Source organism: Paenibacillus sp. Y660 (assembly GCF_057221575.1).
In genome coordinates, this window is sequence record NZ_JBXBBJ010000021.1 from 57,748 (window position 1) to 81,691 (window position 23,944).

At 46.9% G+C, this 23,944-nt stretch carries 24 protein-coding genes; 15 read left to right on the plus strand and 9 right to left on the minus strand.

Features of this window, described 5'->3' with window-relative positions:
• Window positions 1-23: 23 nt before the first annotated feature.
• The 5 genes from deoD to deoC all read right to left on the minus strand — a co-directional run bounded on the left by deoD (window position 24) and on the right by deoC (window position 4,327).
• Window positions 24-731 carry a purine-nucleoside phosphorylase gene (gene deoD / locus AC2TDN_RS20220; protein WP_482067820.1) on the minus strand — a complete coding sequence of 236 codons (708 nt, stop codon included), beginning with the start codon at window positions 729-731 and terminating at the stop codon, window positions 24-26.
• Between the two features lie 21 nt (window positions 732-752).
• Window positions 753-1,934 carry a phosphopentomutase gene (gene deoB / locus AC2TDN_RS20225; RefSeq protein ID WP_482067821.1) on the minus strand — a complete coding sequence of 394 codons (1,182 nt, stop codon included), beginning with the start codon at window positions 1,932-1,934 and terminating at the stop codon, window positions 753-755.
• 19 nt (window positions 1,935-1,953) lie between these two features.
• Window positions 1,954-3,135, minus strand: a complete 1,182-nt coding sequence (locus tag AC2TDN_RS20230; RefSeq protein WP_484689999.1) for a NupC/NupG family nucleoside CNT transporter — start codon at window positions 3,133-3,135, stop codon at window positions 1,954-1,956.
• A gap of 76 nt (window positions 3,136-3,211) precedes the next feature.
• A complete protein-coding gene (locus AC2TDN_RS20235; protein WP_482067823.1) occupies window positions 3,212-3,607 on the minus strand; it encodes a cytidine deaminase in 396 nt (131 codons plus the stop codon).
• Between the two features lie 51 nt (window positions 3,608-3,658).
• Complete coding sequence (gene deoC, locus AC2TDN_RS20240; protein WP_482067824.1) at window positions 3,659-4,327, minus strand: deoxyribose-phosphate aldolase; 669 nt, start codon at window positions 4,325-4,327, stop codon at window positions 3,659-3,661.
• Window positions 4,328-4,520: 193 nt separating this feature from the next.
• On the opposite strand from deoC, the gene AC2TDN_RS20245 reads away from it, so the two are divergent.
• From AC2TDN_RS20245 to AC2TDN_RS20255, 3 genes are read left to right on the plus strand one after another with little or no spacing between them, the layout of a single operon-like run.
• Window positions 4,521-5,078: a PadR family transcriptional regulator gene (locus tag AC2TDN_RS20245; RefSeq protein WP_482067825.1), complete on the plus strand. Its 558-nt coding sequence runs from the start codon at window positions 4,521-4,523 to the stop codon at window positions 5,076-5,078.
• Complete coding sequence (locus AC2TDN_RS20250) at window positions 5,075-5,878, plus strand: CPBP family glutamic-type intramembrane protease (protein ID WP_484690000.1); 804 nt, start codon at window positions 5,075-5,077, stop codon at window positions 5,876-5,878. The genes AC2TDN_RS20245 and AC2TDN_RS20250 overlap by 4 nt, the downstream gene beginning before the upstream one ends.
• A 57-nt stretch (window positions 5,879-5,935) precedes the next feature.
• A complete protein-coding gene (locus AC2TDN_RS20255) occupies window positions 5,936-6,337 on the plus strand; it encodes an ankyrin repeat domain-containing protein (protein ID WP_484690013.1) in 402 nt (133 codons plus the stop codon).
• Between the two features lie 176 nt (window positions 6,338-6,513).
• Here AC2TDN_RS20255 and AC2TDN_RS20260 read toward each other — a convergent pair whose 3' ends face one another.
• Entirely contained in the window at window positions 6,514-7,188 is a 675-nt protein-coding gene (locus tag AC2TDN_RS20260) for a DUF2306 domain-containing protein (RefSeq protein ID WP_482067830.1), read from the minus strand.
• A gap of 369 nt (window positions 7,189-7,557) precedes the next feature.
• Window positions 7,558-7,890, minus strand: a complete 333-nt coding sequence (locus AC2TDN_RS20265; RefSeq protein ID WP_482067831.1) for a hypothetical protein — start codon at window positions 7,888-7,890, stop codon at window positions 7,558-7,560.
• 431 nt (window positions 7,891-8,321) lie between these two features.
• Between AC2TDN_RS20265 and AC2TDN_RS20270 the strand changes: the two genes are divergently transcribed.
• The 5 genes from AC2TDN_RS20270 (at window position 8,322) to AC2TDN_RS20290 (ending at window position 11,494) form a co-directional block, all read left to right on the plus strand.
• Complete coding sequence (locus AC2TDN_RS20270) at window positions 8,322-8,747, plus strand: YciI family protein (RefSeq protein ID WP_484690001.1); 426 nt, start codon at window positions 8,322-8,324, stop codon at window positions 8,745-8,747.
• On the plus strand, window positions 8,744-10,021 hold the full coding sequence (locus tag AC2TDN_RS20275) for an RNA polymerase sigma factor (RefSeq protein WP_484690002.1): 1,278 nt from the start codon (window positions 8,744-8,746) through the stop codon (window positions 10,019-10,021). Before AC2TDN_RS20270 ends, AC2TDN_RS20275 begins: the two co-directional genes overlap by 4 nt.
• Before the next feature lie 163 nt (window positions 10,022-10,184).
• On the plus strand, window positions 10,185-10,619 hold the full coding sequence (locus AC2TDN_RS20280; protein WP_484690003.1) for a YciI family protein: 435 nt from the start codon (window positions 10,185-10,187) through the stop codon (window positions 10,617-10,619).
• A 98-nt stretch (window positions 10,620-10,717) separates the two neighbouring features.
• On the plus strand, window positions 10,718-11,113 hold the full coding sequence (locus AC2TDN_RS20285; RefSeq protein ID WP_484690004.1) for a VOC family protein: 396 nt from the start codon (window positions 10,718-10,720) through the stop codon (window positions 11,111-11,113).
• 39 nt (window positions 11,114-11,152) lie between these two features.
• The gene (locus tag AC2TDN_RS20290) at window positions 11,153-11,494 is read left to right on the plus strand and encodes a DUF1801 domain-containing protein (protein WP_484690005.1); all 342 of its coding nucleotides are present in this window, start codon (window positions 11,153-11,155) and stop codon (window positions 11,492-11,494) included.
• 215 nt (window positions 11,495-11,709) lie between these two features.
• Here AC2TDN_RS20290 and AC2TDN_RS20295 read toward each other — a convergent pair whose 3' ends face one another.
• Complete coding sequence (locus AC2TDN_RS20295; RefSeq protein WP_484690006.1) at window positions 11,710-13,317, minus strand: glycoside hydrolase family 43 protein; 1,608 nt, start codon at window positions 13,315-13,317, stop codon at window positions 11,710-11,712.
• 223 nt (window positions 13,318-13,540) lie between these two features.
• On the opposite strand from AC2TDN_RS20295, the gene AC2TDN_RS20300 reads away from it, so the two are divergent.
• The gene (locus tag AC2TDN_RS20300; RefSeq protein ID WP_482067834.1) at window positions 13,541-14,425 is read left to right on the plus strand and encodes a helix-turn-helix domain-containing protein; all 885 of its coding nucleotides are present in this window, start codon (window positions 13,541-13,543) and stop codon (window positions 14,423-14,425) included.
• On the opposite strand, the gene AC2TDN_RS20305 is transcribed toward AC2TDN_RS20300, so the two are convergent.
• Complete coding sequence (locus tag AC2TDN_RS20305; RefSeq protein ID WP_484690007.1) at window positions 14,426-15,610, minus strand: carboxylate--amine ligase; 1,185 nt, start codon at window positions 15,608-15,610, stop codon at window positions 14,426-14,428. It abuts the gene before it with no gap.
• A 329-nt stretch (window positions 15,611-15,939) separates the two neighbouring features.
• Here AC2TDN_RS20305 and AC2TDN_RS20310 point away from each other — a divergent pair, with 329 nt between their 5' ends.
• The 6 genes from AC2TDN_RS20310 to AC2TDN_RS20335 all read left to right on the plus strand — a co-directional run bounded on the left by AC2TDN_RS20310 (window position 15,940) and on the right by AC2TDN_RS20335 (window position 23,422).
• Window positions 15,940-16,875, plus strand: coding sequence for an ABC transporter permease (locus AC2TDN_RS20310; protein ID WP_484690014.1), 936 nt, complete (start codon window positions 15,940-15,942; stop codon window positions 16,873-16,875).
• Window positions 16,876-16,956: 81 nt separating this feature from the next.
• The gene (locus AC2TDN_RS20315; protein ID WP_482067872.1) at window positions 16,957-17,781 is read left to right on the plus strand and encodes a carbohydrate ABC transporter permease; all 825 of its coding nucleotides are present in this window, start codon (window positions 16,957-16,959) and stop codon (window positions 17,779-17,781) included.
• Between the two features lie 78 nt (window positions 17,782-17,859).
• Entirely contained in the window at window positions 17,860-19,527 is a 1,668-nt protein-coding gene (locus AC2TDN_RS20320) for an extracellular solute-binding protein (protein ID WP_484690008.1), read from the plus strand.
• A 70-nt stretch (window positions 19,528-19,597) separates the two neighbouring features.
• The gene (locus AC2TDN_RS20325; RefSeq protein ID WP_484690009.1) at window positions 19,598-21,550 is read left to right on the plus strand and encodes a cache domain-containing sensor histidine kinase; all 1,953 of its coding nucleotides are present in this window, start codon (window positions 19,598-19,600) and stop codon (window positions 21,548-21,550) included.
• Window positions 21,525-23,123 (plus strand): response regulator transcription factor, encoded by a 1,599-nt coding sequence (locus AC2TDN_RS20330; protein ID WP_484690010.1) that lies wholly within the window; start codon window positions 21,525-21,527, stop codon window positions 23,121-23,123. The genes AC2TDN_RS20325 and AC2TDN_RS20330 overlap by 26 nt, the downstream gene beginning before the upstream one ends.
• A gap of 98 nt (window positions 23,124-23,221) precedes the next feature.
• The gene (locus tag AC2TDN_RS20335) at window positions 23,222-23,422 is read left to right on the plus strand and encodes a hypothetical protein (protein WP_484690011.1); all 201 of its coding nucleotides are present in this window, start codon (window positions 23,222-23,224) and stop codon (window positions 23,420-23,422) included.
• Window positions 23,423-23,944 lie beyond the last annotated feature (522 nt).

A 23,944-nucleotide genomic window follows, 5' to 3' on the forward strand; every position in this document is an offset into this window, starting at 1 on the left:
AATATCTATTTATAATTCCGTATTTATATAGAAATAACCGTTTCGAGAGCGACTTCCATCATATCGTTAAAGGTGCTTTGGCGCTCTGCAGACGTGGTCTCTTCACCAGTCAGCAGGTGATCGCTCACCGTTAAAATCGTTAAAGCGTTGACGCCATATTTAGCAGCCAGCGTATAAAGTGCAGTTGTTTCCATTTCCACGCCAAGGACGCCGTGATCCATCAGCTTTTGCACAATCGCTTTGTCGTCCCGATAGAAGGAATCAGAGCAGAAAATATTGCCGACATGCAGTTTTAACCCTTTAGCGGTACCGCGCTCGTAAGCTGCCTTTAGCAAAGAGAAGCTGCCAATCGGCGAGAAATCGTAGCCGCCAAACACGTGGCGGTTGACGCTGGAATCTGTACAAGCTGCTTGTGCCAAAATAACTTCACGAACATGCACGCTTTCCTGCATAGCGCCGCAAGTGCCTACGCGCACCAAGTTTTTTACGCCATAATCGCGGATCAGTTCGTTGACATAAATACTGATGGAAGGGACGCCCATGCCCGTTCCCTGCACGGAAATGCGCTGGCCTTTGTAAGTGCCTGTAAAGCCCAGCATGCCTCTGACCTCGTTATAGCAGATGACATCCTCCAAATACGTTTCAGCGATATACTTCGCTCTCAGCGGATCTCCCGGCAATAAAATCGTTTCTGCAATTTGGCCTTGCTCAGCTGCAATATGAATGCTCATTGTCATTCTCCTTCAACTTTGTTATTTTAATGCTGCTAAAAAGCTAGTGCCGTGCGCGGGCTTCGCGACTCCGAAATTTTCTGCTATAGTCGCCCCGATATCCGCAAAGGTCTCCCTTACTGGAAGGGCGTGCCCGCCTTGCTCAAAACGAGGAGAGTATACCAATAATGGCACATATTCGCGAGTGTGATCGGTACCGTGATAGGTCGGGTCATTGCCATGATCCGCCGTAATAATAAGCAGATCCTGATCGGTCAGCTTGGCGAACACCTCTGGCAAACGAGCGTCATATTCCTCTAAGGCTTGTCCGTACCCTTTAGGATCGCGGCGATGTCCGTATAACGCATCAAAGTCGACGAGGTTCAAGAAGCTAATGCCGGTAAACGGTTCATCAAGAACGGCAATAAGCTGATCCATGCCGTCTGCATTGGATACGGTGCGAATGGCCTTGGTTACGCCTTCTCCATCATATATATCGGAAATTTTTCCGAGAGCGATGACGTCAAAGCTGGCATTTTTTAACTCATTCATCACAGTAGAGCCAAATGGCTTCAAGGCGTAGTCATGACGATTGGATGTCCGTTTAAAATGACCTGGCTCACCAACAAAGGGACGAGCGATAATTCTCCCCAGCATGTACGGATCCTCCAAGGTGATTTCTCGGCAAAACTCGCAGATCTCATACAGCTCCTTCAATGGTACCACATTCTCGTGAGCAGCGATTTGCAAAACGGAATCCGCAGACGTGTAGACGATCAATGCGCCTGTCCGCATATGCTCTTCGCCAAGCTCGTCTATAATTTCCGTGCCGCTGGCTGGTTTGTTGCCAATTACCTTGCGGCCTGTTTTGGCTTCAATCCTAGCGATTAATTCAGGCGGAAATCCGTCTTCGAAAACGCGGAACGGTACCGCAATATGAAGCCCCATGATCTCCCAGTGCCCCGTCATCGTATCTTTGCCGTTCGACGCCTCTTGCATCTTCGTATAATAGGCAAGCGGCTTGTCCGCAACCGGAACCCCTTTGACTTCCTTGATGTTGGATAATCCGAGGACGCCCATATGAGGCATCTTCAAACCTCCAAGTTCATTCGCAATATGGCCTAGCGTATCAACATCGAAGTCACCGAACTTTGCCGCATCAGGCGATTCGCCAATTCCTACCGAGTCCATAACAATGAGGTGAATCCTTTTAAAAGTATGCATGCGTATTAGACACCTTTCGTTATTTAATAAACAGTCCTGCAATGATAGCAGACAAGACGCTAACCAAAGTAGCCCCGTACAGCAATTTCAAGCCGAAGCGAGCAACCACGTTGCCTTGTTTTTCATGAAGCCCTTTTACAGCGCCGGCGATAATGCCGATCGATGAGAAGTTAGCGAATGAAACAAGAAACACAGATACGATGCCGACAGCGCGAGTGGATAGATTAGAATATTTCGTAAGCTCCAGCATAGCTACAAACTCGTTGGATACCATTTTTGTCGCCATAATGCTTCCTGCGTCGACGGCGTCCTTCCATGGAACACCCATAATGAAAGCGAATGGAGCAAAAATATAACCCAGTATGGCCTGGAACGAAATGCCGAAGATTCCGCTGAAAAGTCCGTTAACCAGCGCGATCAGCGCGATAAAACCAATCAGCATCGCTGCGACGATGATAGCGACCTTGAAGCCGTCTAAAATATATTCGCCGAGCACTTCGAAAAACGTCTGTTTTTCTTCTTCCTGCACCTGTAAAATATCGTCCTCGGCTTCAACCTTATACGGATTGAGAATGGAGGCAATGATAAATCCGCCAAACAAATTAAGGACAAGCGCCGTAACGACATATTTAGGATCGAGTATGGTCATGTAAGAGCCGACAATCGACATCGATACCGTGGACATCGCCGAGGCGCATAACGTGTACAGCCGTTGCTTCGGCAGCAAGCCGATCTGCTTTTTGACTGAAATGAATACCTCGGATTGTCCCAAAATAGCAGAAGCTACCGCATTATAGGATTCCAATTTGCCCATCCCGTTTATTTTGCTCAAGACAAGACCGATATATTTGATGATAAACGGCAGCACCTTGATATATTGTAAAATACCGATAAGAGCTGAAATAAACACGATCGGCAGCAGCGCGGTAAAGAAGAACGAGAATTGTCCGTCGTTCAGAAGGCCGCCAAATACAAAATTGATTCCCTCTTGGGCAAAGCCTAGCAATTTCTCGAACATGCCGGAGAAGCCTTTAATTAAAACTTCGCCAATAACAGTATTTAATAACGCAAAGGCCAAAATCACTTGCAGGACCACCATAATGAGTAATGGTTTATACCGGATGTTCTTCTTATTGTTGCTGGCAACATACGAAAGACCAAGAACAACAAGCAAGCCCAATATTGCGATTAAATATTTCATTGTTCATTCTCCTAGTAAGTTAGTCTAGTATCTGATGCAATGCAATTCTATAAAGCGCTTTCAACTAAACTGCCTCTTACTTTTCCATATCTTTCGCTTGAAAAGCACCTGGAAGGAGCTGTGACATGGTCCATTCTTCGGTATTGCCATGGAGATTCGTTAAGTAGATCTTCGTGTTCTCATCACAAAATTCCGCTAATACCTGCCGACATGCGCCGCACGGTGAGATAGGACCTTCCGTATCGGCTACGACAGCGATGGCCTCAATAATGCGATCGCCTTCCGATACCGCTTTGAAAATAGCTGTCCGCTCTGCGCAATTCGTTAACCCATACGAGGCGTTCTCGATGTTGCAGCCCTTGTAAATGCGTTTGCTGCTTGTCAGCAAAGCCGCGCCAACAGCAAAATGCGAGTAGGGAATATGAGCATGCTTGCGCGCATCAATAGCTTCTTGAATCAACTGCTCCTTCATCTTTTTTCCCTTCTGGAAAGCTGCTCCGGCAAGGAGCAGCACCATTTATTTTTAGTAAGAAGAGGTCGATTGCTCGCCTTCCATAATCTTTACGCCTGAGCTGGCGCCAATTCTGGATGCGCCTGCAGCGATCATTTTTTCCATATCGGCAAGATTGCGAATGCCTCCGGAAGCTTTAACACCTAGCTTGTCCCCAACCGTTTTGCGCATAAGCGCAACATCCTCAGCTGTTGCTCCGCCAGTGGAGAAGCCTGTTGAAGTTTTTACGAAATCTGCTCCGGCTTGAGCTGAGAGCTGGCAAGCGCGAACCTTCTCATCATCCGTAAGAAGCGACGCTTCGATGATTACTTTCACAAGCGCCTTGCCTGCTGCAGCTTCAACAACCGCTTGGATATCTTTTTCGACTAATTGATCATTGCCATCCTTTAAAGCACCTATGTTAATGACCATATCAACCTCAGTCGCTCCGTTTGCAATGGCATTCGCAGCTTCAAAAGCTTTAGTCTCAGTAGTTGACGCTCCAAGTGGAAATCCGATTACGGTACAAACCTTAACCGTGCTGCCTGCCAGCTGTTCAGCTGAATAAGCAACCCAGGTTGGGTTGACGCAAACGGAAGCAAAACTATATTTTTTCGCTTCTTCCGTTAATTTTGTAATCTCAGCCTTTGTTGCATCTGCGCGCAAAAGCGTATGATCTATCATTCCGGACAAATTTAACATAGCCAGTTCACCTTCCCCTTATACGATCCTTAAATACATCATTATAATAGCACTAGTTTGAACATATGTAAACAAGTTGGTGAACATATGTTCAACAGGTTTGTTAGCAATTGTTGACAGAATAAAATAAAGGCATTATGATCAGATTGTATATGTCTAGTAGACATATCTATTAGAAACAAAGGCGGTAATCATGATGCAGGATAAAATCATTTTAGGTTTGCTGATGGACGGCGATAAGTCATCTTACGATTTGAAGAAAAGCATGGAATCAAGCACAGGGTTCTTTTACAACACCAGTCAAGGCAGCATACAACCGGCTTTGAAGAAGCTCATTCAGAATGGGCATATCCAGGTAACTGAGGTACGCATAGGTGCAAGAAGCAAGAAGGTTTACTCCACAACGGAAGCGGGGGAAAAGGAGTTTTTGAGCTGGGCTGGCGAATCGATTGCGTTAGACAAACCCCGAGATCCCGCGCTCGTCAAAATGTTTTTCTTCAACTATGTCGAGAGCGCAAGAAAACTCGAGCTCGTCGAACAATACTTGCGTGAAATCGAGAATGTCGGAAATGCCATGAAGATGTTCCAGCAAATGAACGAGGAGCAGATCGCGAAAAAAAGTGACCTTCTAAATAATCCGAAGGTGAGAAGCAGACTGGATACGTTGGAATTCGGAAGCGATTATTATGCTTTCTTGAAGGACTGGTACGGGAAGTACTTGCAGAAAATCAAAGAGGAGCTGAGTCCATGATAGGAAAGCAAAACAAGTCGCTAATTAACGTAATCATTTTTTCAATCGTTGCGCTTAGCTGTGGATGGATCGGACGCCTTGTGGATCTGCAAATCGGATCAGATGAGAACGGCAGTCTCGGGCAGTTGATTTGGATTGTGTCGCCCCTATTGGCTGTTGTAATTATGCGCAGCTTGATGGGAGACGGGTGGAAGGATTTTGGCATCAATCCTCGCTTCAAAGGAAATATGCTGCTATATATGTTCAGTATGCTGTTTTTCCCCTTGCTGGCAGTGGTCGTTGTCGGTATAAGCTTGCTGCTGGGATGGATGGAGATGCCCCTGTCGTCTTCTCCTTATATGGCGGCATTCGGGATGGCTATTATTCCGAGCTTCATCAAAAATATGTTCGAGGAATTTGCCTGGAGGGGCTATATGGCTCCGAAGCTGTTCACGCTTGGTTATAACCGCTTTCTCGTTCATATAGCCGTTGGGTTGGTTTGGGGGGCGTGGCATTTTCCATATTTATTCCTGTTCATAGATACCACGGAGAGTATGATCACCTATATCCCGCGCATGATGGTCGGTGTGATCGCTATGGCGATTCTATATGGCGAGATTTTATTAATGACCAAGAGCGTATGGCCGGCTGTTGTTATGCACACGATGGGAAATGCTTTTATTGATACGCTGATTTTGAAAAAATTCGTTTTGGTGCATGAACAATTTGAATTTTTAGCTATGCCCAGCCCAGACGGCATCCTCGCCATTGCTTTGACGGGACTTGCGGGCTTATGGATATATAAGATGAGAAAAAGATAGCAGAGCATGTGAGGGAGGACCTCCATGCTCTATTTTTTTATGTACGAGTTGAAACGAATCCAAGCAGAAAAAAAGGTGTGGAAATATTTAGGTAAATCAGTTATTGTAATATTTTTTGTCGGCAATGCACATGGTGACCTGGAACGTGTTAAGGAACTGCTCAAACAAGAGCCAGGTCTTGTGAATGCAGCATGGGATTGGGGCGGCGGGGATTGGGAAACCGCTATTGGTGCGGCCGCTCATATGGGAAGAAGAGACATCGCTCTGTTTCTTATCGAAAATGGGGCGCGTATCGATTTATTTGCGGCGGCGATGCTCGGGAAGGTTGATATTATCCGTGCTATGCTTGCTGACAACCCTGATCTTGTAAATGCAAGGGGGGCTCACGGGATTCCGCTCGTCGTACACGCTCAGCAGGGCGGGGAAGAGGCGGCGCAAGTTCTTGAATGGCTTAAATGAGTTGTCATGATATTGGGTTATACATTCGAAAAGGCCATCCCCTGCCGATAACAATGGCGCGGGTGGCCTTTTTTGCATTTATGGCAACTCGATTTATCAAACCGTACAAGTCGCTATTCGCCACTGCGATGCATAATGCTGTCATTAGCTTGTTTACGTCAATGCCTTTATAGCTGCTATAGCTTAGCCTGCCGAGCCTGTGGAATACGGTTTCTAGGCTTCTTTCTATTGAAGATAAGTTCTACGAACAACAGATTGGGTACCCAGCAGATCCAAGCGATAACGGCGAAAGTATCATTTGCATCGGTTAGTCCAAACAATACTGCAGCAAGTGGAGTATAAATGCGGAGAGTGATTGCCGCGCAGGAGAGCGCATAATTTCTTACCATCCAACGGCCATGTTCGATTGGATCTTGATCAACGATGATGCTTTTTAGGCTGCGGAATAAGGTGTATAACCAAGCAACGGAAAGCGCGCCGAAGCCAATTTTTGCGATCCAGCCGCCTTCTGCGTAATAAGCGAGGTATAGGCCGGTAATTCCCCCAATAACGATCATTAACGAATAAATATAGCCGATCAAGCGGTGAATGTTCGGTGATCTGTGGCGAAGTCGCTTAACAAGCTGAATCCAGCCGATAGCGAGACCTAATCCGGCAGAGATGGCATGCGCCCATAGGACGGTGAACCACAAATCAGGCAGGCTTCCTTTTTCCGTCACGAATGGCTGCTCTTTGATGCCTTCAGGCGATCCGTACAGCAGAAAGGCGTATGCCCCAATTCCTAAAGCCAAAAAAGCTAATATAGCTAATGCCCATGAACGACCACGACCTGCTTTTCCTCGTGCTTTCATTATTCAACCTCCACGATAAATGTCATTTATTACTAAATGTAATTTACCATTCAGGAGATCGACTCTCAACTGACCTCCGGCGGAGCAGCTCCTCCGTCTGAGGGCGGATTAACGACAGGCTGATGGCTGAATGAGAAATGGTTTAGGCGCTAACTAAAGCCTCGGGCAGCTCGCGCTCATAGTTTTTAATGTTAGAGGAAAATAAAGTGATAGACTGAAAAATAAAATATTAGACTAGAAAAAATATTTAAGCTAAATAAGCTGGCACCGATAGAGTATCGGCGCCAGCTTGCAGCATAGGCTTTTTTCATTGTCTACAAAATGGGGTCTTGAACAGAACATGACTCGCAGTTTCTTATTAGAGCACTTTTATTTTTTATTATTATTTAAGAGCTTATCGCTTATTTGCCAAATTCCAATAAAAAGGAATAACATACTTGCCGCCCATGTTAGACCAATAATTCCAATATACAAAGAGTTCTCCTCTGACAGCATAGTTCCTAATTCTCTATCCTGCGCAAATAATGTTAATCCAAGTATTAGTGCTCCGGTTTGAAAGATGGTGGAAATGATTATCCATACAAAAGCTTTAGTTTTATAAATAATTGACATTCTTATTAAAACAATTGCGCTTAAGAGAATAATGATCGTAATGCAAGAGATAAAAAATGTCCATGTTCCCTGTTCTAATTCTAAATGCATAAAGCCACCCCAATCCGTGATGTAGGTAAATGATAGTGGATGTCTACTATCTAATTAGTAAACAGCCGCTTTTTTATTTGATGACAGAATTTCAAAAGAATCTGAAATCAGAATAACTCCGGCGCTAGTAATTCCTTCGTATTGCAGTTTTTAATGATGCTCTCTTCTACTGTTCGGAAAATGCATGGAATTTCTGAGAATAGCTGCAGCATGTTTTCCATTTTTTATTGTATCACAGGAATTAACCTGGTAAATGACGAAAGAATACTGAACTGCGAGAGTTGTTAAACTTGGCTCAACTACTATAAATCTTTTTCAACGGGATATGTCGATTTCTAGCTGTGCGATTCGTCGTTCATGTAGGAGCGAGATTAACGGTTGGATGAGAACGAATAATCGAGTCTCCATAATGAATCAGGAGGGAAACAAATATGCGATTTATGATGATTGTTAAGGGTACAAAGGATTCCGAGGCGGGTGTAATGCCTAGTCAGGAGCTTCTCGAAGCGATGCTGCGGTACAACGAAGAATTGGCTAAGGCCGGCGTCCTGCTCGCAGCCGATGGGCTGCATGCCAGCTCGAATGGCATCCGGATATCGTATCCGGAACCAGGCGGCAAGCCAAAGGTCATCGACGGCCCATTTACCGAGGCAAAAGAAATAATAGCGGGCTATACGCTTATTGAGGTCAAATCAAGAGAAGAAGCGATCGAATGGGCAATGCGTATGCCGGACCCTCATGGAAATGGCGAAGGGCAAATTGAGCTCCGACAGGTGATCGATGCGCCGGAATTGACACAGGACCCGGAAACGCTGGCCATGCTTCGCGATCAGATGGATAGGCTTAAAAAATCGTGAGCGAGTCCTCGGTTCAGCGTACAATCGATGCCATCTGGCGTATCGAATCGGCCAAGCTAATTGCCGGGCTGGCGAGGATGGTACGCGATGTTGGTCTCGCGGAAGATCTTGCTCAGGATGCGCTTGTCATCGCATTGGAACGGTGGCCGAGTACCGGAATTCCGGATAATCCCGGCGCGTGGCTAATGACTACGGCAAAGCGCCGGGCGATTGATCTGATGCGCAGGAGCAAGCTGCGTGACCAGAAATATGAAGAGTTTGGGCGGGGCAGCGACTTGTACACCGAAGACGAGATAGACATGGCGATGGACGGCGAGGTCGGAGATGATCTCCTTCGATTGATCTTTGCGACCTGCCATCCGGTCTTGTCCAAGGAAGCAAGGGTCGCTCTGACGCTGCGTCTACTTGGGGGGCTAACGACCGATGAAATCGCACACGCCTTCCTCGTCGGAGAGTCAACGATCGCACAGCGGATCGTTCGGGCGAAGCGTACGCTTAGTGCGTCTCGGATTGTCTTTGAGGTTCCCGTAGGCGAGGAGCTTAAAGAACGACTGTCGACCGTGCTCGAAGTTATCTATTTAATGTTTAACGAGGGTTATACCGCGACTTCTGGAGGCAGCTGGATACGTCCGCTGCTTTGCCAGGAGGCGCTTAGACTCGGACGCATTCTGGCGGAAATCGCAGCTGGAGAGCCGGAGGTTCACGGCTTGGTTGCCTTGATGGAAATCCAATCGTCACGGTTCAAAACGCGGGTAAACGCAGCCGGAGAACCGATCCTTTTGATGGACCAAAAACGCGCGTTATGGGATCAACTGCTGATCCGCCGCGGCTTGGCTGCTCTGGAGCGTGCAAGGAAGCTCGGTCGTCCGCTCGGCTCTTATGCGCTACAAGCTGCGATTTCCGCATGCCATGCTCAGGCTCGCATCGCATCCGAGACCGATTGGGCGCGTATTGCAGCCTTATATGAAGCTCTATCACGCGTAATGCCATCGCCTGTCGTTGAATTAAACCGGGCTGTGGCCATCGCGATGGCTTTCGGACCGGCTTTTGGCCTTCAAATTGTAGACGAGCTAACCTCTGAACCATCGTTGAAGGAGTACCACTTATTGCCGAGCGTACGCGGTGATCTTCTAGTCAAATTGGGTCGTAACGACGAAGCCCGCATTGAATTCGAGCGCGCCGCATCGCTTACGCGCAACGCCCGCGAGCGCGAGCTTCTGCTAAAGCGCGCCGCAGAATGCACACGATCTGAATCGGATATTCGTCATGAATGAAAGAAACGAAGAGATAAGCCTACGTATATGAGGCCATACAGACTATCACTTTCTTCAAAAATAGACAGCGCCGCCATGTCGAAAATGGTGACTCCTGTTCGTCGTTTAGGTAGAGGCGGGTTGCTAGCAGCCCGGACTCATTTGATAGCGGGAGGGAACATGGATGCGATATATGTTGATTGTCAAAGCGACCAAGCATTCTGAAGCTGGCGTGAAGCCGAGCCGAGAGCTTATGGCTGCAATGGCTGCGTATAACGAATCGCTAGCGAGAGCAGGCGTGCTCATTGCTGCGGAGGGCCTGCAGCCAAGCTCGAACGGGTTGCGGATAACGTATGAGGAACACGACGAGATGTCTATGGTAACGGTCGGACCGTTTGCGGAGGAGAAACAGCTGGTTGCGGGATTTACGCTGATTGATGTGAAATCGGAGGATGAAGCGATCGAATGGGCGAAACGGATGCCGAATCCGAGCGGCTGGGGCCAAGCCGAAATTGAGCTCCGCCAGCTGTTCGAGAATGAAAGTTTGCTGCATGCTTCCACAACTATGGCTCTGGAGTCCGATCTGCGGGATCAAATCGATATGCTGAAAAAAAGTTAAATTTATTTTTTCTCGATCTGTCGATTTTGTCTTTGCTCGTTCGTCGTATGTATAGAGTCTGGAATTTCACAAAAAACAAAGTGAGAGGTTGATGAAAAATGGGAGCACAGCTTACCCCTTATGTGATGTCGGAAAACGCAAGAGCGCAAGCGGAGTTTTATAAGGAGGCATTAGGCGGAAAAATTCAGTCTGTCACTACGTTTGGCCAGACGCCGGGTACGCCGGAAGAGGTCAAGGATAAAGTGATGCATATGGTTCTTTCGGTTGCTGGAGCCAATACGTTGTTTCTGAGTGATTCCTTCGGTCCGGTAGCCGGAAGCAGAAGCATTAGTCTATCCTTAGCGTATGACAACGAGTCTGAAGCCTTAACTGCATACGCGAATCTCGGAGAGGGCGGAACGGTCAAGTATCCGTTTGAGCTTCAGCCGTGGGGCGCCTATTACGGCGAAATTCTGGATCAATTCGGCGTCACTTGGCAAATCGTCAAGTTCTAGCAGCGATACTATGAATGTAATCGAAGAGGAGAAGAAAACATGAACCAAGAAGTAACGGATTTTATCGAAGCGGTCAAAGTGCCTTGGCAAGGGGAGCTGTGCTCCCGCCTGCGCGAGGTTGTCCACGGAGCGATTCCGGACGTTCAGGAGCGTATCCAATACAAGAAGCCTCATTTTTTGAAAAATGGAAAATACGCCGCAGTCATTTCAACGTCGAAGGACGCAGTAAGCTTTACGATCTTTAACGCGAGCGAGCTAACGCTGCCGGAAGGGCTGTTCGATGGTCCTCCGGAAAGAAAAACAATTAAGCTGCGCGAAGGGAACACGGTTGATTCCGAGCAGCTTTCCTCTCTGGTAAGCCAAGCGTCTTCAACTTTATAAGCTTAAACGGCTGCTGTAATAAGCAACTGAATGCTGATTTTGCACATAGTTAACGGCGCGACGCTTTATGATCGGCATTTTTCGATTCTGATCGCACAAAGAACCTCCAAACACTTATTTCAAGTGCTGTCGGAGGTTTTTTCTTATTCGTAAACGGCAAAAGAAGAAAGCCCTCCGGAGCGTCGAATCTTCCCCGGGTGGACTTTCTTCTTTCATTAATGGCTTTCGTAGATAAAGTAATCGAAGTCTGCATGGTTGCTGCGGCCGGAGGTATCTTGGCACTGCATGCCGACGAATGCGCCTGTAAAGAAGCCGCCGCCTTTAATGTAATCATCCGAGAGCTTGTAGGACTCGAAGTTTACAGGAAGGCGGGTCCAACTCTTGCCATCGAGCGAATACGAGTAATAGTACAGCGTATTCTCCGTATCTACACGCAGATAGACATAATCAGCATCCTCTCGAAGGGCAATTTCATTGCCTCGAAGAGGCTCCGAGAACGAGAAATTATCGCAGGCGACAAGCTGCAAAATTCTGCCTTTCTCTTCAGTCCACGAAATTTGGCATGATGTCCAGTTTTGTGTGTTGTAGTAATTGACTAGCCCGGCAGATTGCTGAAAGGTTGTCGGATGGAAAGCAACCTTCGTCTCTGCCGTAAAGTTAAAATGCTGCCAGCGCCTTGCGATAAACGCTTGCGTGAATTTGGAGGTCAGCGATTCTTTGCCGTACAGACGCAGATGACCGGGATTTTCTTGCAGCGATACGATCTGCTTGCCAAGCGGGATGCGCAGGCTTTGGAAATGCGGATTAAGCGTGTCGCTGTCAAAATCATCCTTCACCGGATAATCAGGCTCCCATTTCACCTCTGGCATGCTTGGCCCTTCAATAACGAGCGAAGGCGAATTGCCGCCGACGACGTATGGCCATTCATCACGCCATTCGACCCGCTGAATGGCGGTTTCCCTGCCAAGCGGGCAGTAGCCGCGCGGATCAAGCAGAGGCGCGCCTACTATAGCAAGCGGCCGTCCAACCAAATGCACCAAGAACCACTCATCGGTATGCGTCTGTACGATAGAAGCATGACCGGCTTTCTGAAGCGGGATGCGCGGTGCATGGAAGGATGTGAGCAATGGATTTTCGGTATGAACCTCATAGGGGCCGCGCAGCTGCTTGGACCTTGCGATCGTGGCCTGATGCTCATATTTGGTCCCGCCCTCAGCCGTTAACAAGTAATAGTATTCACCGATCTTGTACAGGTGAGGCGCTTCCGTTAGTCTAACATCCGTTCCTTTAAAAATAATTTCCGGCTTGCCAATCAGCTTCTGCTCGCTGGCGCTGTATTCTTGCAGCAGAATGCCGTTGAAGTTATGATGTCCGGCCCGATGATCCCACATCATGTTTACAAAATATTTTTTGCCGTCCTCGTCATGGAACAAGGAAGGGTCAAAGCCGGAGCTGTTCACATGGATCGGTTCCGACCATTCGCCATCAATCGTGTCGCAGGTGACCAGATAGTTGTGGCAGTCCTTCCATTGTCCTTCGGTCACTTTCACATCGGTGTAGATAAGCCAAAATTTATTGTCGCTGTAAGATAGCGCAGGTGCCCAGATACCGCCGGAATCCGGATTGCCCATCATGTTCAGCTGGCTGAGCCTGTTTAGAGGCCTTGCGGCGAGCCTCCAGTTCTTCAAGTCCTTGGAATAGTAAATCCCAACGCCGGGAAACCATTCGAAAGTCGAGACCGCAATATAGTAGTCTTCGCCTGCACGGCAAATACACGGATCGGGATTAAAGCCTGTTAAAATCGGATTTTGAATGGCAGTCATATGTTTTCCCCTTTGCGAATGTGATGGAAGGCAGAGTCAATAGTGCAGCAGCTGCAGTGAGGCAATTACCCATCTTTGCAGTCTTCTTCGTTGCGAGATGTACGCTATAATACCAATAGGATAGCAATAATTTTAGATCGATCCCATATCCATAGCAGGTTAAAATTTACCCAAATCAATCATTTTATAAAACCATGCAAATGACGAAGGAGGCTGTTTGTTTATGTCGACAACATTTGAATCTGTCCGCAAGGAATTTATGCTTCCCGATATCGATTCCACCTTCCGTGTTTTTGCTGCGCATTGGCGAACCGTTGACCCTGAATGGAAGTATCCGCTGCATAAGCATCCGCTCTTTGAGGTGAATCTCGTATTGTCAGGCGTACAGGAGATGACGGTTAACGGAGTGTCCTATCGGCAAAATTCGGGTGATCTTATGCTGCTGGGTCCGGGGGACCACCATGAAAGCAAAGTGATCGGCGACGAGGAGATGACGTATTACTGCTTGCATTTCGACGTGGATGAACGAACCTTCCGCGAGCTTCTTATCCGCAATAGCCGCTGCTTCCATGAATCGGATAGTGAGCTGGCTGTTTCTATCAAGCCTGCACTGGATAAAATCATGGCGTTAACTTCGAAAGAGGCAGCAGATCGGGTTGAATCTCGCATGAGTATTTTGTCCGCTCTGTTTGAGCTGTTCGCTGGCTTAAGCGGTACGCTGTCCGAGCTAAACAGGGATGCAGCTGGAGCCCGCAAGTCAGCGGTTGCTTCGCAGATTGCGCTTAAGCTGGAGCAAGCGGTAGAAAGAGAGGCAAACGGGGGAGATAAGGACAGCGGGATGGACACCATCCAATCCATTGCGGCAGCGGTAGGTTACAGCATGTCGTCTGTCAATCGGATGTTTACCCATGTCTATGGGATGTCTCCGCGGCAATATTTATCCACTTTAATATTGAAAAAAGCCAAGCTGCTGCTGATGGACCCGGACGCGAGCGTCGAATCGATATCGGCAAAGCTTGGCTATCATAATATGGCTCACTTCAGCAGGCAGTTCAAGCGCTGGACCGGGGAGTCGCCGAGCAGCTTCCGCGGCCGGTTTCATGATTGACTATCGCCGGGCGAGCTTCTTTATTATTTTCTTCCCAATGATAGATGAGAAGTAGAAGGCGGGAACAGGGTCGCTTATGCTCCAAATCGCAGGCGCTTTTCTGGTGAAATAGGTTTTTACGATCTGCATGATGCCTAGCTGCCCCGCCTTCACATAATCACGGGAGGAGATAAGATCCTCGAACAAAAAGCAAAAAGCGATGCCGAAATCCTCTCTAACGGCATAGCTTCCAATCGGCGTCCCCGTAAGCTCCTTGTAAGCGATCAATGGAAAATCAACGCCGCATTTTCGGAGAAGAGGATCTAGAGTAGTCGTTCTGGCATTGATTTCGAGCAAGTAGTACTTCCCCGTCTCCGCATCCTTCTTAAATTCAATTTCTGCGAAGCCTTTGTAGTTAATCGCCTCTAGGAAGGGAGCTCCAATATGATAAAGCTCCTCTACGTATTTTTGCTTCGTGAAGGAAGAAGCGCCAAAGTTGATCGGAAACTGTCTTAGCTTTTGGCAGGTGAGCCAGTGGGTTACCTTGGAGCTCTGATCCAAATAAGCGTCAAACGTATAGACATGGTCGTCGAAGCCGGGAATAATCTGCTGCACAATAACGTCCAGCTTGGCATTTGCCGACTTCTCGAGCGCAATCCTCATTTCATCCAGGTTGTTGCATGTAAATATTTTAGCGCGGAACAAGGATACAAACGAAGGGGAATCCGTTGGCTTCACGATACATGGAAATCCGATTTCGGATACGACGCGTTCCTCGAACCGCTCCTCGGTTGGACTAATCGATTCTGGTACTAATACACCGTTCTTCGTTGCGAGCGTATGAAGATATTCTTTATCCATGATGCTGCTCCAGAAACCTTGCTCGGTCATGTTGATATGGAAGTAGCGTTTGAGCTCATCGAGATAGGCATCTATAAATTCCACATAGGGGTCGACACTTGGGAACAGGACGGGCTTCACTTCCTGCTGTTTGCCATAGTTGATTAAATATTGCAACAGCTCTTCCTTCTGCTTCTTATAATGAGGGACTATTAATTGTTCGTTTAAATATTTAGACTGAGCGCCGTATGTATTTTCTTTGGAATGATCCATGGCGACGGTATAGATGCCATTCGATCCTAGGCCTCTTATAATGCTAAGTCCTGTATAGAAGTTAGAACCTAGTATGACCGCTTTATTTTTCACGAAGGAACACTCGCTTCCATTAATAGTTTGGATAGAAAAATAACGATTAGCTGAATCCTCTAAATATTAGAAAATATATCATGATTTTTCCTTATTATCAAAGAAGCATTCGGATAAATGCAGCTCCTCTTTTTTTGTCCGCAAAAATGACAGCATCAGCCAAAAACCGAAAAATGGTCACCTGAATACGAAATCTAAAGCCTTACGGCAGGAGGGACAACGATCTACAATTAATCTATAAGGTTTGCAAGGGCTTACATCAGACTTTCAACAGCATGGGGGTTATTATTTTGAAGACACAGCTAAGTTCGGCACCAGCTTCCGCTTCCCTGCCTGCTGCAGACGCAAAAGCAGCGAGAAGCAAATGGTTCAAGAAGCTGTACAGCAAAAGGCATATCCAGATTATGGCGCTTCTCGGCGTCGTTTGGATGGTTATATTCAACTATGTTCCAATGTACGGCGTTATTATCGCTTTTAAAGAATTCAATATTGTGAAATCCATTAGTGAGGCGCCTTGGGTAGGCTTCGCTCATTTCAAGGAATTTTTCCAGGATGAGAGCTTCGTCAACGTGATGAGGAATACACTCGGGATCAGCCTTATTAAGCTGGCTATCGGCTTTCCTTTACCTATTATCTTCGCCTTGTTCCTTAACGAGGTCCGCTCTATCGGGTTCAAAAAGGCGATTCAGACCATTTCCTACTTGCCTCACTTCTTGTCTTGGGTCATTCTCGGCGGCATCCTGACAACGTGGCTTGCGGATGTAGGCGTCATCAACAATGTGCTGCTTGCGCTTAATCTCATTAAAGAGCCGATCTCGTATTTGGCAGAGCCTGGCTACTTCTGGAGCATCATTATTACTTCAGATATTTGGAAAGAGCTCGGCTGGTCCGCGATTATCTATCTTGCGGCTATCGCGAGCGTATCGCCGGAATTGTACGAAGCGGCAACGATTGATGGAGCGGGACGCTTTCAGAAAATGTGGTATGTCACGCTGCCAAGCATCAAATCGACGATCTCCATCCTCTTCATTCTTGCAGTAAGCGGCGTGCTTAACTCCAATTTCGACCAGATTCTCGTGCTGAGAAACTCGCTGAATGAGAGTGCGAGCAACGTAATCGATATTTATGTTTATCAGACCGGCATGCAGCAAGGACGCTATTCCTATTCGACAGCGGTCGGATTGTTCAAGGCAGTCATCGCACTTATTCTCTTGCTGATTGCTAACCGTGTCACGAAAAAAATGAACGATACATCACTTTTCTAGAAAAGGAGGAGTCCAGCCGTGTTTAGTATTAAACGTAAAACAAAGGGAGAGGCTTTCTTCGACCTCTTCAATAACTTTGGCATGCTGCTCATTTGCTTCGCGACGTTATATCCGATTTGGTATGTGCTGGTCAACGCCCTAAACGAGGGGCAAGACGGCATGCGCGGAGGGATCTACTGGTGGCCGCGGATTTTCAGCTTCGAGAGCTTCGACGCGGTTTTCCAAAGCACCGGCATTATGACGGCGATGGGCATTACGGTTGCAAAAACGGTGCTTGGAACGCTAATTCACGTGTTTTTTACAGCTATGGTTGCCTTTGCTTTCTCTCGTAAAGGTCTCATTGGCGGCAAAATATATATTCTCTTCGGCACCGTTACTTTGTTTTTCGGCGGCGGCCTAATCCCAACCTATCTGCTTATGAGAGACCTGCATTTGCTCGATAATTTCATGGTCTATATCATTCCGGCGATGTTCAGCTTCTTCGATCTCATCATCTTCATGACCTTCTTCCGGGATATTCCGGATGGACTTGAGGAAGCAGCCAAAATTGACGGTGCGAATGATTGGTCGATTTTTGTAAGAATTATTCTTCCGGTGTCCATGCCGGTTATCGCTACGATTGCGCTGTTCCACGGCGTATACCAATGGAATGATTATTTTGCCGGCGTCATCTATATGAACAATATGGACCTGCAGCCGGTTCAGACGTATTTGTACCGGGTTGTCGCTCAGTCCAGCTCTAACCAGATGCTTGCTGCTATTCCTGGAGGAATTGGCAAATCGGTTACAACGCAATCCATCAAGCTGGCTACGATGGTCGTTACAACGCTCCCGATCGTGATCGCTTATCCGTTCCTGCAGAAGTATTTTGTCAAAGGGATGATGATTGGCTCGATCAAAGGTTAACCAACGGCAAAAGCTTCCGTCCTTTAACGGGCAGAGGATTGCATATATAATCATTCATACAGAGAAGGGGAAGACAAAATGAACAAGAAGCCTAAGCTCAAAAATTTATTGATGATGATGATCGCAACGGTTCTAGTCTTAACAACGGCTTGCTCATCAGGCGGCAACAAAAATGAGAATAAAGAAGAGGGCACGGGTGCTCCTGCTGAAGAAGTGAAGCTTACGCAAGACGATAAGGGCTGGGAAGTGGATAAAAGCCCGATTACGTTTGACTGGTATATTAACTTTTCTTGGTTCCCTAACAAATGGGGCGTAGACGCTACATCGAAATATATTACGGAGAAAACAGGCGTTAACGTAAACTTTATCGTTCCTGCCGGCAACGAAGCAGAGAAGATGAATACGATGATCGCATCGGGCAGCCTGCCTGACTTTATTACGCTGGGTTGGTATGAAGAAGCGGTTAAGAAAATGATCGAAGGCGATCTGGTCCTGCCACTGAATGAGCTTGCTGACCAATATGATCCTTACTTCTACAAAGTAACGGACCCGGCTAAGCTTTCGTGGTACAAGCAGGAAGACGGCAATGTTTACGGCTATCCCAACTCGTCCTCATCCCCTAAGGATTATGAGAAATTCGGAGATAACATTACGTCAACACAAACGTTCCTAGTGCGCAAAGATATGTACGAAGCGCTTGGAAGCCCGGATATGCGTACGCCGGAAGGCTTCTTGAAGGCGCTTGAGGCTGCGAAGGAAAAGTATCCTGACGTTAACGGGCAGCCGCTTATTCCGCTGGGCATGTATGATTTTAACGATACGGGCAATGCGTCGCTTCAGCATTATATTCAAAACTTCCTAGCTATTCCGTACGATAAAGATGGCCAGCTGTATGATCGCAATACAGATCCTGAATATGTGAAATGGCTCAAAACGATGCGTCAAGCGAACGAGAATGGCTTGTTAGCGAAAGACATCTTCATCGACAAGCGCCCGCAAATGGAAGAAAAAATCGCGCAAGGCCGTTACTTCGCGATGCTGTATTCCAGATCTGACCTAGCTAACCAACAAAATGCGCTATTTGCAAGTGACCCGAACTCGATCTACATCGCGGTTGACGGTCCTGCAAATGCGAATTTGGATCAACCGACACTGGCTGGACCATCGATTTCGGGTTGGACGGTTACATTGATCTCCAAAAACGTGAAGGACAAGGCGCGTGCGATTCGTTTCCTGGACTATTTGATCTCTGAAGAAGGCCAGCATGATACGTTCTTCGGCAAACAAGGCGAAACTTGGGACAATATCGATGGCAAGGATCAGTTCTTGCCGGATGTGCTTAATCTGTTGAATACGGATCGCGGCGCTTTCGATAAGAAATATGGAGCATCCCATACGTTCTGGATGATGATGGACACGAACCTTACGCCGGTATGGTCCCCTCCTGCGGTTGAGCCGTTCAAGCAATTGGAAGACTGGACACGCGGCAAAGCGAAGAGCTTGTCTGAGTTCGACCAGCTTAATCCTACAGGCACATCAGAGGAAGGCATTATGAATACGAAAATCGATCAAGAGTTCGGTAAAGTGCTTCCGAGGCTAGTGCTTGCGAAATCCGATGCTGAATTCGATAAGATTTGGAATGACTATCTAGCTAAACGCGAGTCTCTCGACTTCAGCAAGGTACAGGCTTACAAGCAAAAGCAATACGAGATAAACATTGCGAAATTGGCTGAAGCGACTAAGTAACATCAAACGAAAGGTACTCCAGAACCGGAAACGGGCTGGAGTGCTTTTTGTTGCATAAGGAATAATTACAGTGAATGATATACGGAGCGGAAGTGAGAAAATAATGGGCAGGATATCCCGTTCGCGGTCATACCTTCAATCGGTTACACATTGGCTGGGGCGCAGATCGATGCAAAGCCGCCTTGTAGCCGCTTATATCATCATTCTATTGATACCAAGCATCGTTGTATCGAATTATCTTTTTGGCCAGATCAGGGATAGTTATACGAATGATACGATTAAACAGGGTCAATACTTGCTGGAAATGGAAAAAGTGAATATTTTGAATCAGATTGAAGCGATGGAACTGGCTGCCCAGCTCACGATATCGGAATCTGAAATTTTAGAATATATATCGACTAAGGAAGAGCCGCCAATTGAAGAGCTGCTTGATTTATACCGGGGCCCCCTTACCGATATGATCAATATTCAAACGAACAATCCGAATATTGCCCATCTCCGTTTATACGCAAACAATGAGCATATATCGGAAATTTGGCCGATTATTTTTCAAGAGCGCCGGATTCAAAGCGAGCCTTGGTTCGAAACGCTGGATCAATTGGATGGCAAGGAGCTGTGGATGTTCAAGGACAATGATCCCGATATTTTACGTCGATATGTGACCGATGTGAATAACCAAATGCCGAAGGTGTCGCTCGTACGCGTCATTCATGCCGGGAGCAAGCGCATTGGGATTATACAGGTGGAAATGCTGCTGAAGCAGTTTTCGCCCAAAGCTTTTGCCAATATTAAGGATGAGGGCTCACAAATGATGCTTGCTGACAGCAGCGGCGCTATCTTTCTGGATGACAATCAACCGTTTGCAGGCCGCAATCCGGAGCTTCGCCAAGCGATCGAGAATGAATTTGCTGGAATGAATGAGCAAGGAATCAACGAGAAGCGTTTTGTCGTGAATAAGCATCCTTACCTGCTCGTCTCAACGCCTATCGAGCAAGCTGATGCTCATATCCTAAATGTCGTGTCCTTGCAAACTGCACATGAGCGCATATCTACGGCAGAGAAGCAGATCATAGCTGCAAATCTTATATTGATTGGACTGCTGTCTATTATTACGTATATATTGAATTCCTTTATTCTCAAAAACCTGAGACGCCTGACAGAGGCGATGAAGAAGGTTAGAAAAGGGGAAGTGCCAACCGGGCTGCCGCTCGGGGGAGGCGGAGAAATAGGGGAGCTTGCCCATCATTTCAACAAAATGATTCATACCATTAATGAATTGATTGCACAGGGCGTGAAGAAGCAAGCGCTGACGAAAGAAGCGGAGCTGCGCACGCTGCACAGCCAGATCGACTCTCATTTTTTGTACAATACGCTGGAGAACATTAAGATGCTGGCAGAGATGGAGAACCAGCGGACGATATCCGATTCACTCACCTCGCTCGGCGGGATGATGCGCTATAATTTCAAATGGTCAGGTGAATATGTCAGTCTGCGGGATGAGATTCGTCATATTCAGAATTACATTGCCGTTATGAACATTCGGTTCGACGAGCCGATCCAGCTCGAGCTTCACATTCCCCCGAAGCTGATGGAGATCGAGGTGCTCAAGATGTCGCTGCAGCCGATCATCGAAAATGCGGTTAAGCATGCATGGCTTGGGGTGGAAGAGAGCAAGAGCACCATCTTAATTGATGTCACCGAGAATGAGAAGGCAGAAATTATTATTACGCTCAGGGACAATGGGATGGGTATTCAAGCCGAGCGCCTAGAGAGATTAAATGAAATGATTCATGCTGAAAATAGAACCAATGCTTCCTCTGGCGCAGAGTTTGGAAGCGGAAAGCAAGCGTTCGGGATTGGCCTGCGCAATGTTCACCAGCGTATTCGGCTTTATTATGGCAAGCTATATGGATTACATGTGTACAGCAGCGAAGGGCAATTCACAGAGGTAGTTATTACTTTTCCGAAGGTGCTGTTAATGGGAGGGGGGGCCGGCAATGAGGAAGCTATTAATCGTAGATGACGAGAAAAATATCCGATTAGGGCTCAAAACCATGATTGAACGAGAATTTCCGGAACAATATGCTATTCGGACAGCAATCCATGGAGAAGACGCTCTAACGCAATATGATAGCGAACGGGCGGATATCGTTATAACTGATATTCGCATGCCGATAATGGACGGTATTGAACTGATTAAGCGGCTTACATTAGAGGAAGGACCAGAGCAGAAGCCGATCTTTATTATTCTGAGCGGGTATGATGACTTTGCCTATGCGAAAGCGGCTATCAAATATCAGGTAAAAGACTATCTGCTCAAGCCTATACGCCGAGACGAGCTGTTTGAAGCGCTGCTTAAAAGCGAGAATACGCTGCAGGTGCAAGCTGAATTAGCACAGCGAGTAGCGGTAAGCGATACGTATCGTGAAGAGCTGCGAATTAACTTGCTTAAGGAGTGGTTTCGGCAAGAGAAGCTTACTACAGGCAGCCACAGCTTAAGTGATCTGGCGTTCAAAATCGGCTTCGAGCAAATTTCGTCCCCGTTTACTGTCGCTGTATTGAACTATAAATCAGAGAGCGGCGACTCGATGAACAAGGATGAGTTTAAGCTGCTCGTTGAGCGGATGCTTCAGCCGATCAATGGCGTTCTGGATGTTTCTTTTTTGGATAGCGAGAGCAAGCTTGTTCTGATCGGAAGTCCGGCCTGGCAGTTCGAGGAATTGTTTCGGCAGGCAGGCGGAAGGGAGCTGGACGGGCTGCGCATGGGTGTAAGTAGCGAGGGGAACCGGATTGAGGATTTGTTCCATTGCTACAAGCAGGCATCGGAAGCGCTTCAGTCTTCGTTCTTGTATTCGAATTGCCGCATGCTGCGGTATGAGGATATTCGAGAGAAGCGACGGGATTTCAAGCTGCCTGACGAGGAGATTCGCAAGCTGGGGAATATGCTGGGTACTGACCGGGAACGGGAGGTTCAAGAGCTGCTGAAGCTGATCTTCCGTACGGAGGAAATACCTGACGTCGACATCCATTACTTAAAGCTAGTTGGAAAACGGATGAACGAGCAGGTGCTGGACGAGGTATTTCGTATTTACGGCGAGGAATCGATCGAGGTGCTGAAGCTGTATCGCAAAGTAGGCAGCATGGATAACTTCCGGAGCTTTCACGATTACTACCGAAGCTTGGAGCTATTGCTGTTAAGCGTAAATGATTATATCCGAGGCATTCGTTCTGCTTATAGCGAGCATTCTGAGATTAAGGCGGCTGTTGCCTATATGGAAGAAAATTATTACAAGCCGCTCAATATGGCTGTCGTAAGCAATTATGTGGGCCTCAATTACTCCTATTTCAGCGAAGCGTTCAAAGCCCATACAGGAGAGAGCTTCGTATTATTTCTGAAAAAAGTGCGTATTCGCAAAGGCAAGGAGCTGCTGCTCGAAGGGAGTCAGAAGCTGCAGGAGATCGGAAGCGCCGTCGGCTTTGAGAACAGCAAGCAGTTTTCACGCGTGTTCAAGGAGCTGGAAGGCATCTCGCCGCAGGAATATCGGATCAAGGTCAGATCGGTTGCCGGTCAAGGCCAAGTGAGCAATAGAGAATGAATGCAAGAGGAGCCTTTGGGTTCCTCTTTTATTTTTTAATGTTAGGTTTGGGCTCATTTAGGGTACTAATACTTATAAGCGAAGGGAGCTGTTGAACCATGTTATTTGATGATGCTTTACCGGAAGACATCCTTGAGGTTAATCCTAATCATGAACCGGAAATTGTTCCGCCGGCATCGCCGGAGATTAAGCCTGAGCAGCCAGTCCCGGAAGTTATTCCGCAGACGGCGCCAGAGATTAAACCAGACGTTGTACCCGAAATCAAACCGGACATTCCCCCTGAGGTTCCGCCGAAGTAATGATGTACAACAAGGATAAAAGAGAATTTTCACGACAAAATTTTACCGGGTATAAAATATCCAATTTGTGTATGTAAGGGGTATTGCTTAGTCGTAAATTGGCTTTGATACAAATATTCCCAGGGTGAACAAATGTACAAAAACCTATATTTTGTGAAATAAAAAAGGATCCGCATGTTCGGATCCTTTAATTTTGCCTATTATGAATATCCCAAATCTTCATCAAGCTATCACTAATTTAGTCTGTGACTATTTCTACAATATCGTTATTGGCTTTTTCTTTAATGGAATTACTGTTCGAACATCCGATCATAAGAAAACAAAGAATCAGAGCGGTAACAATATATATTTTCCTCATAATTTTTTCTCCTTTTAATAAAGATCATTTACTCCATTAATCCTGAATTTCGAAAGTGAAATCTCATAAAAATGTAAAAAAGTGCCCTGATCTTTGGTAGAATGGTGTTTGTCTAGAACACATCACCCAAAAGAGAGGAGCACCTTTATGGTGAAGTTTATCAC

What these genes read in the sequence shown, in the direction of transcription:
- deoD (WP_482067820.1), bottom strand. Translation starts at nt 731, where the DNA reads ATGAGCATTCATATTGCAGCTGAGCAAGGCCAAATTGCAGAAACGATT.
- deoB (WP_482067821.1), bottom strand. Translation starts at nt 1,934, where the DNA reads ATGCATACTTTTAAAAGGATTCACCTCATTGTTATGGACTCGGTAGGA.
- AC2TDN_RS20230 (WP_484689999.1), bottom strand. Translation starts at nt 3,135, where the DNA reads ATGAAATATTTAATCGCAATATTGGGCTTGCTTGTTGTTCTTGGTCTT.
- AC2TDN_RS20235 (WP_482067823.1), bottom strand. Translation starts at nt 3,607, where the DNA reads ATGAAGGAGCAGTTGATTCAAGAAGCTATTGATGCGCGCAAGCATGCT.
- deoC (WP_482067824.1), bottom strand. Translation starts at nt 4,327, where the DNA reads ATGTTAAATTTGTCCGGAATGATAGATCATACGCTTTTGCGCGCAGAT.
- AC2TDN_RS20245 (WP_482067825.1), top strand. Translation starts at nt 4,521, where the DNA reads ATGATGCAGGATAAAATCATTTTAGGTTTGCTGATGGACGGCGATAAG.
- AC2TDN_RS20250 (WP_484690000.1), top strand. Translation starts at nt 5,075, where the DNA reads ATGATAGGAAAGCAAAACAAGTCGCTAATTAACGTAATCATTTTTTCA.
- AC2TDN_RS20260 (WP_482067830.1), bottom strand. Translation starts at nt 7,188, where the DNA reads ATGAAAGCACGAGGAAAAGCAGGTCGTGGTCGTTCATGGGCATTAGCT.
- AC2TDN_RS20265 (WP_482067831.1), bottom strand. Translation starts at nt 7,890, where the DNA reads ATGCATTTAGAATTAGAACAGGGAACATGGACATTTTTTATCTCTTGC.
- AC2TDN_RS20270 (WP_484690001.1), top strand. Translation starts at nt 8,322, where the DNA reads ATGCGATTTATGATGATTGTTAAGGGTACAAAGGATTCCGAGGCGGGT.
- AC2TDN_RS20280 (WP_484690003.1), top strand. Translation starts at nt 10,185, where the DNA reads ATGCGATATATGTTGATTGTCAAAGCGACCAAGCATTCTGAAGCTGGC.
- AC2TDN_RS20285 (WP_484690004.1), top strand. Translation starts at nt 10,718, where the DNA reads ATGGGAGCACAGCTTACCCCTTATGTGATGTCGGAAAACGCAAGAGCG.
- AC2TDN_RS20290 (WP_484690005.1), top strand. Translation starts at nt 11,153, where the DNA reads ATGAACCAAGAAGTAACGGATTTTATCGAAGCGGTCAAAGTGCCTTGG.
- AC2TDN_RS20295 (WP_484690006.1), bottom strand. Translation starts at nt 13,317, where the DNA reads ATGACTGCCATTCAAAATCCGATTTTAACAGGCTTTAATCCCGATCCG.
- AC2TDN_RS20300 (WP_482067834.1), top strand. Translation starts at nt 13,541, where the DNA reads ATGTCGACAACATTTGAATCTGTCCGCAAGGAATTTATGCTTCCCGAT.
- AC2TDN_RS20315 (WP_482067872.1), top strand. Translation starts at nt 16,957, where the DNA reads ATGCTGCTCATTTGCTTCGCGACGTTATATCCGATTTGGTATGTGCTG.
- AC2TDN_RS20320 (WP_484690008.1), top strand. Translation starts at nt 17,860, where the DNA reads ATGAACAAGAAGCCTAAGCTCAAAAATTTATTGATGATGATGATCGCA.
- AC2TDN_RS20330 (WP_484690010.1), top strand. Translation starts at nt 21,525, where the DNA reads ATGAGGAAGCTATTAATCGTAGATGACGAGAAAAATATCCGATTAGGG.
- AC2TDN_RS20335 (WP_484690011.1), top strand. Translation starts at nt 23,222, where the DNA reads ATGTTATTTGATGATGCTTTACCGGAAGACATCCTTGAGGTTAATCCT.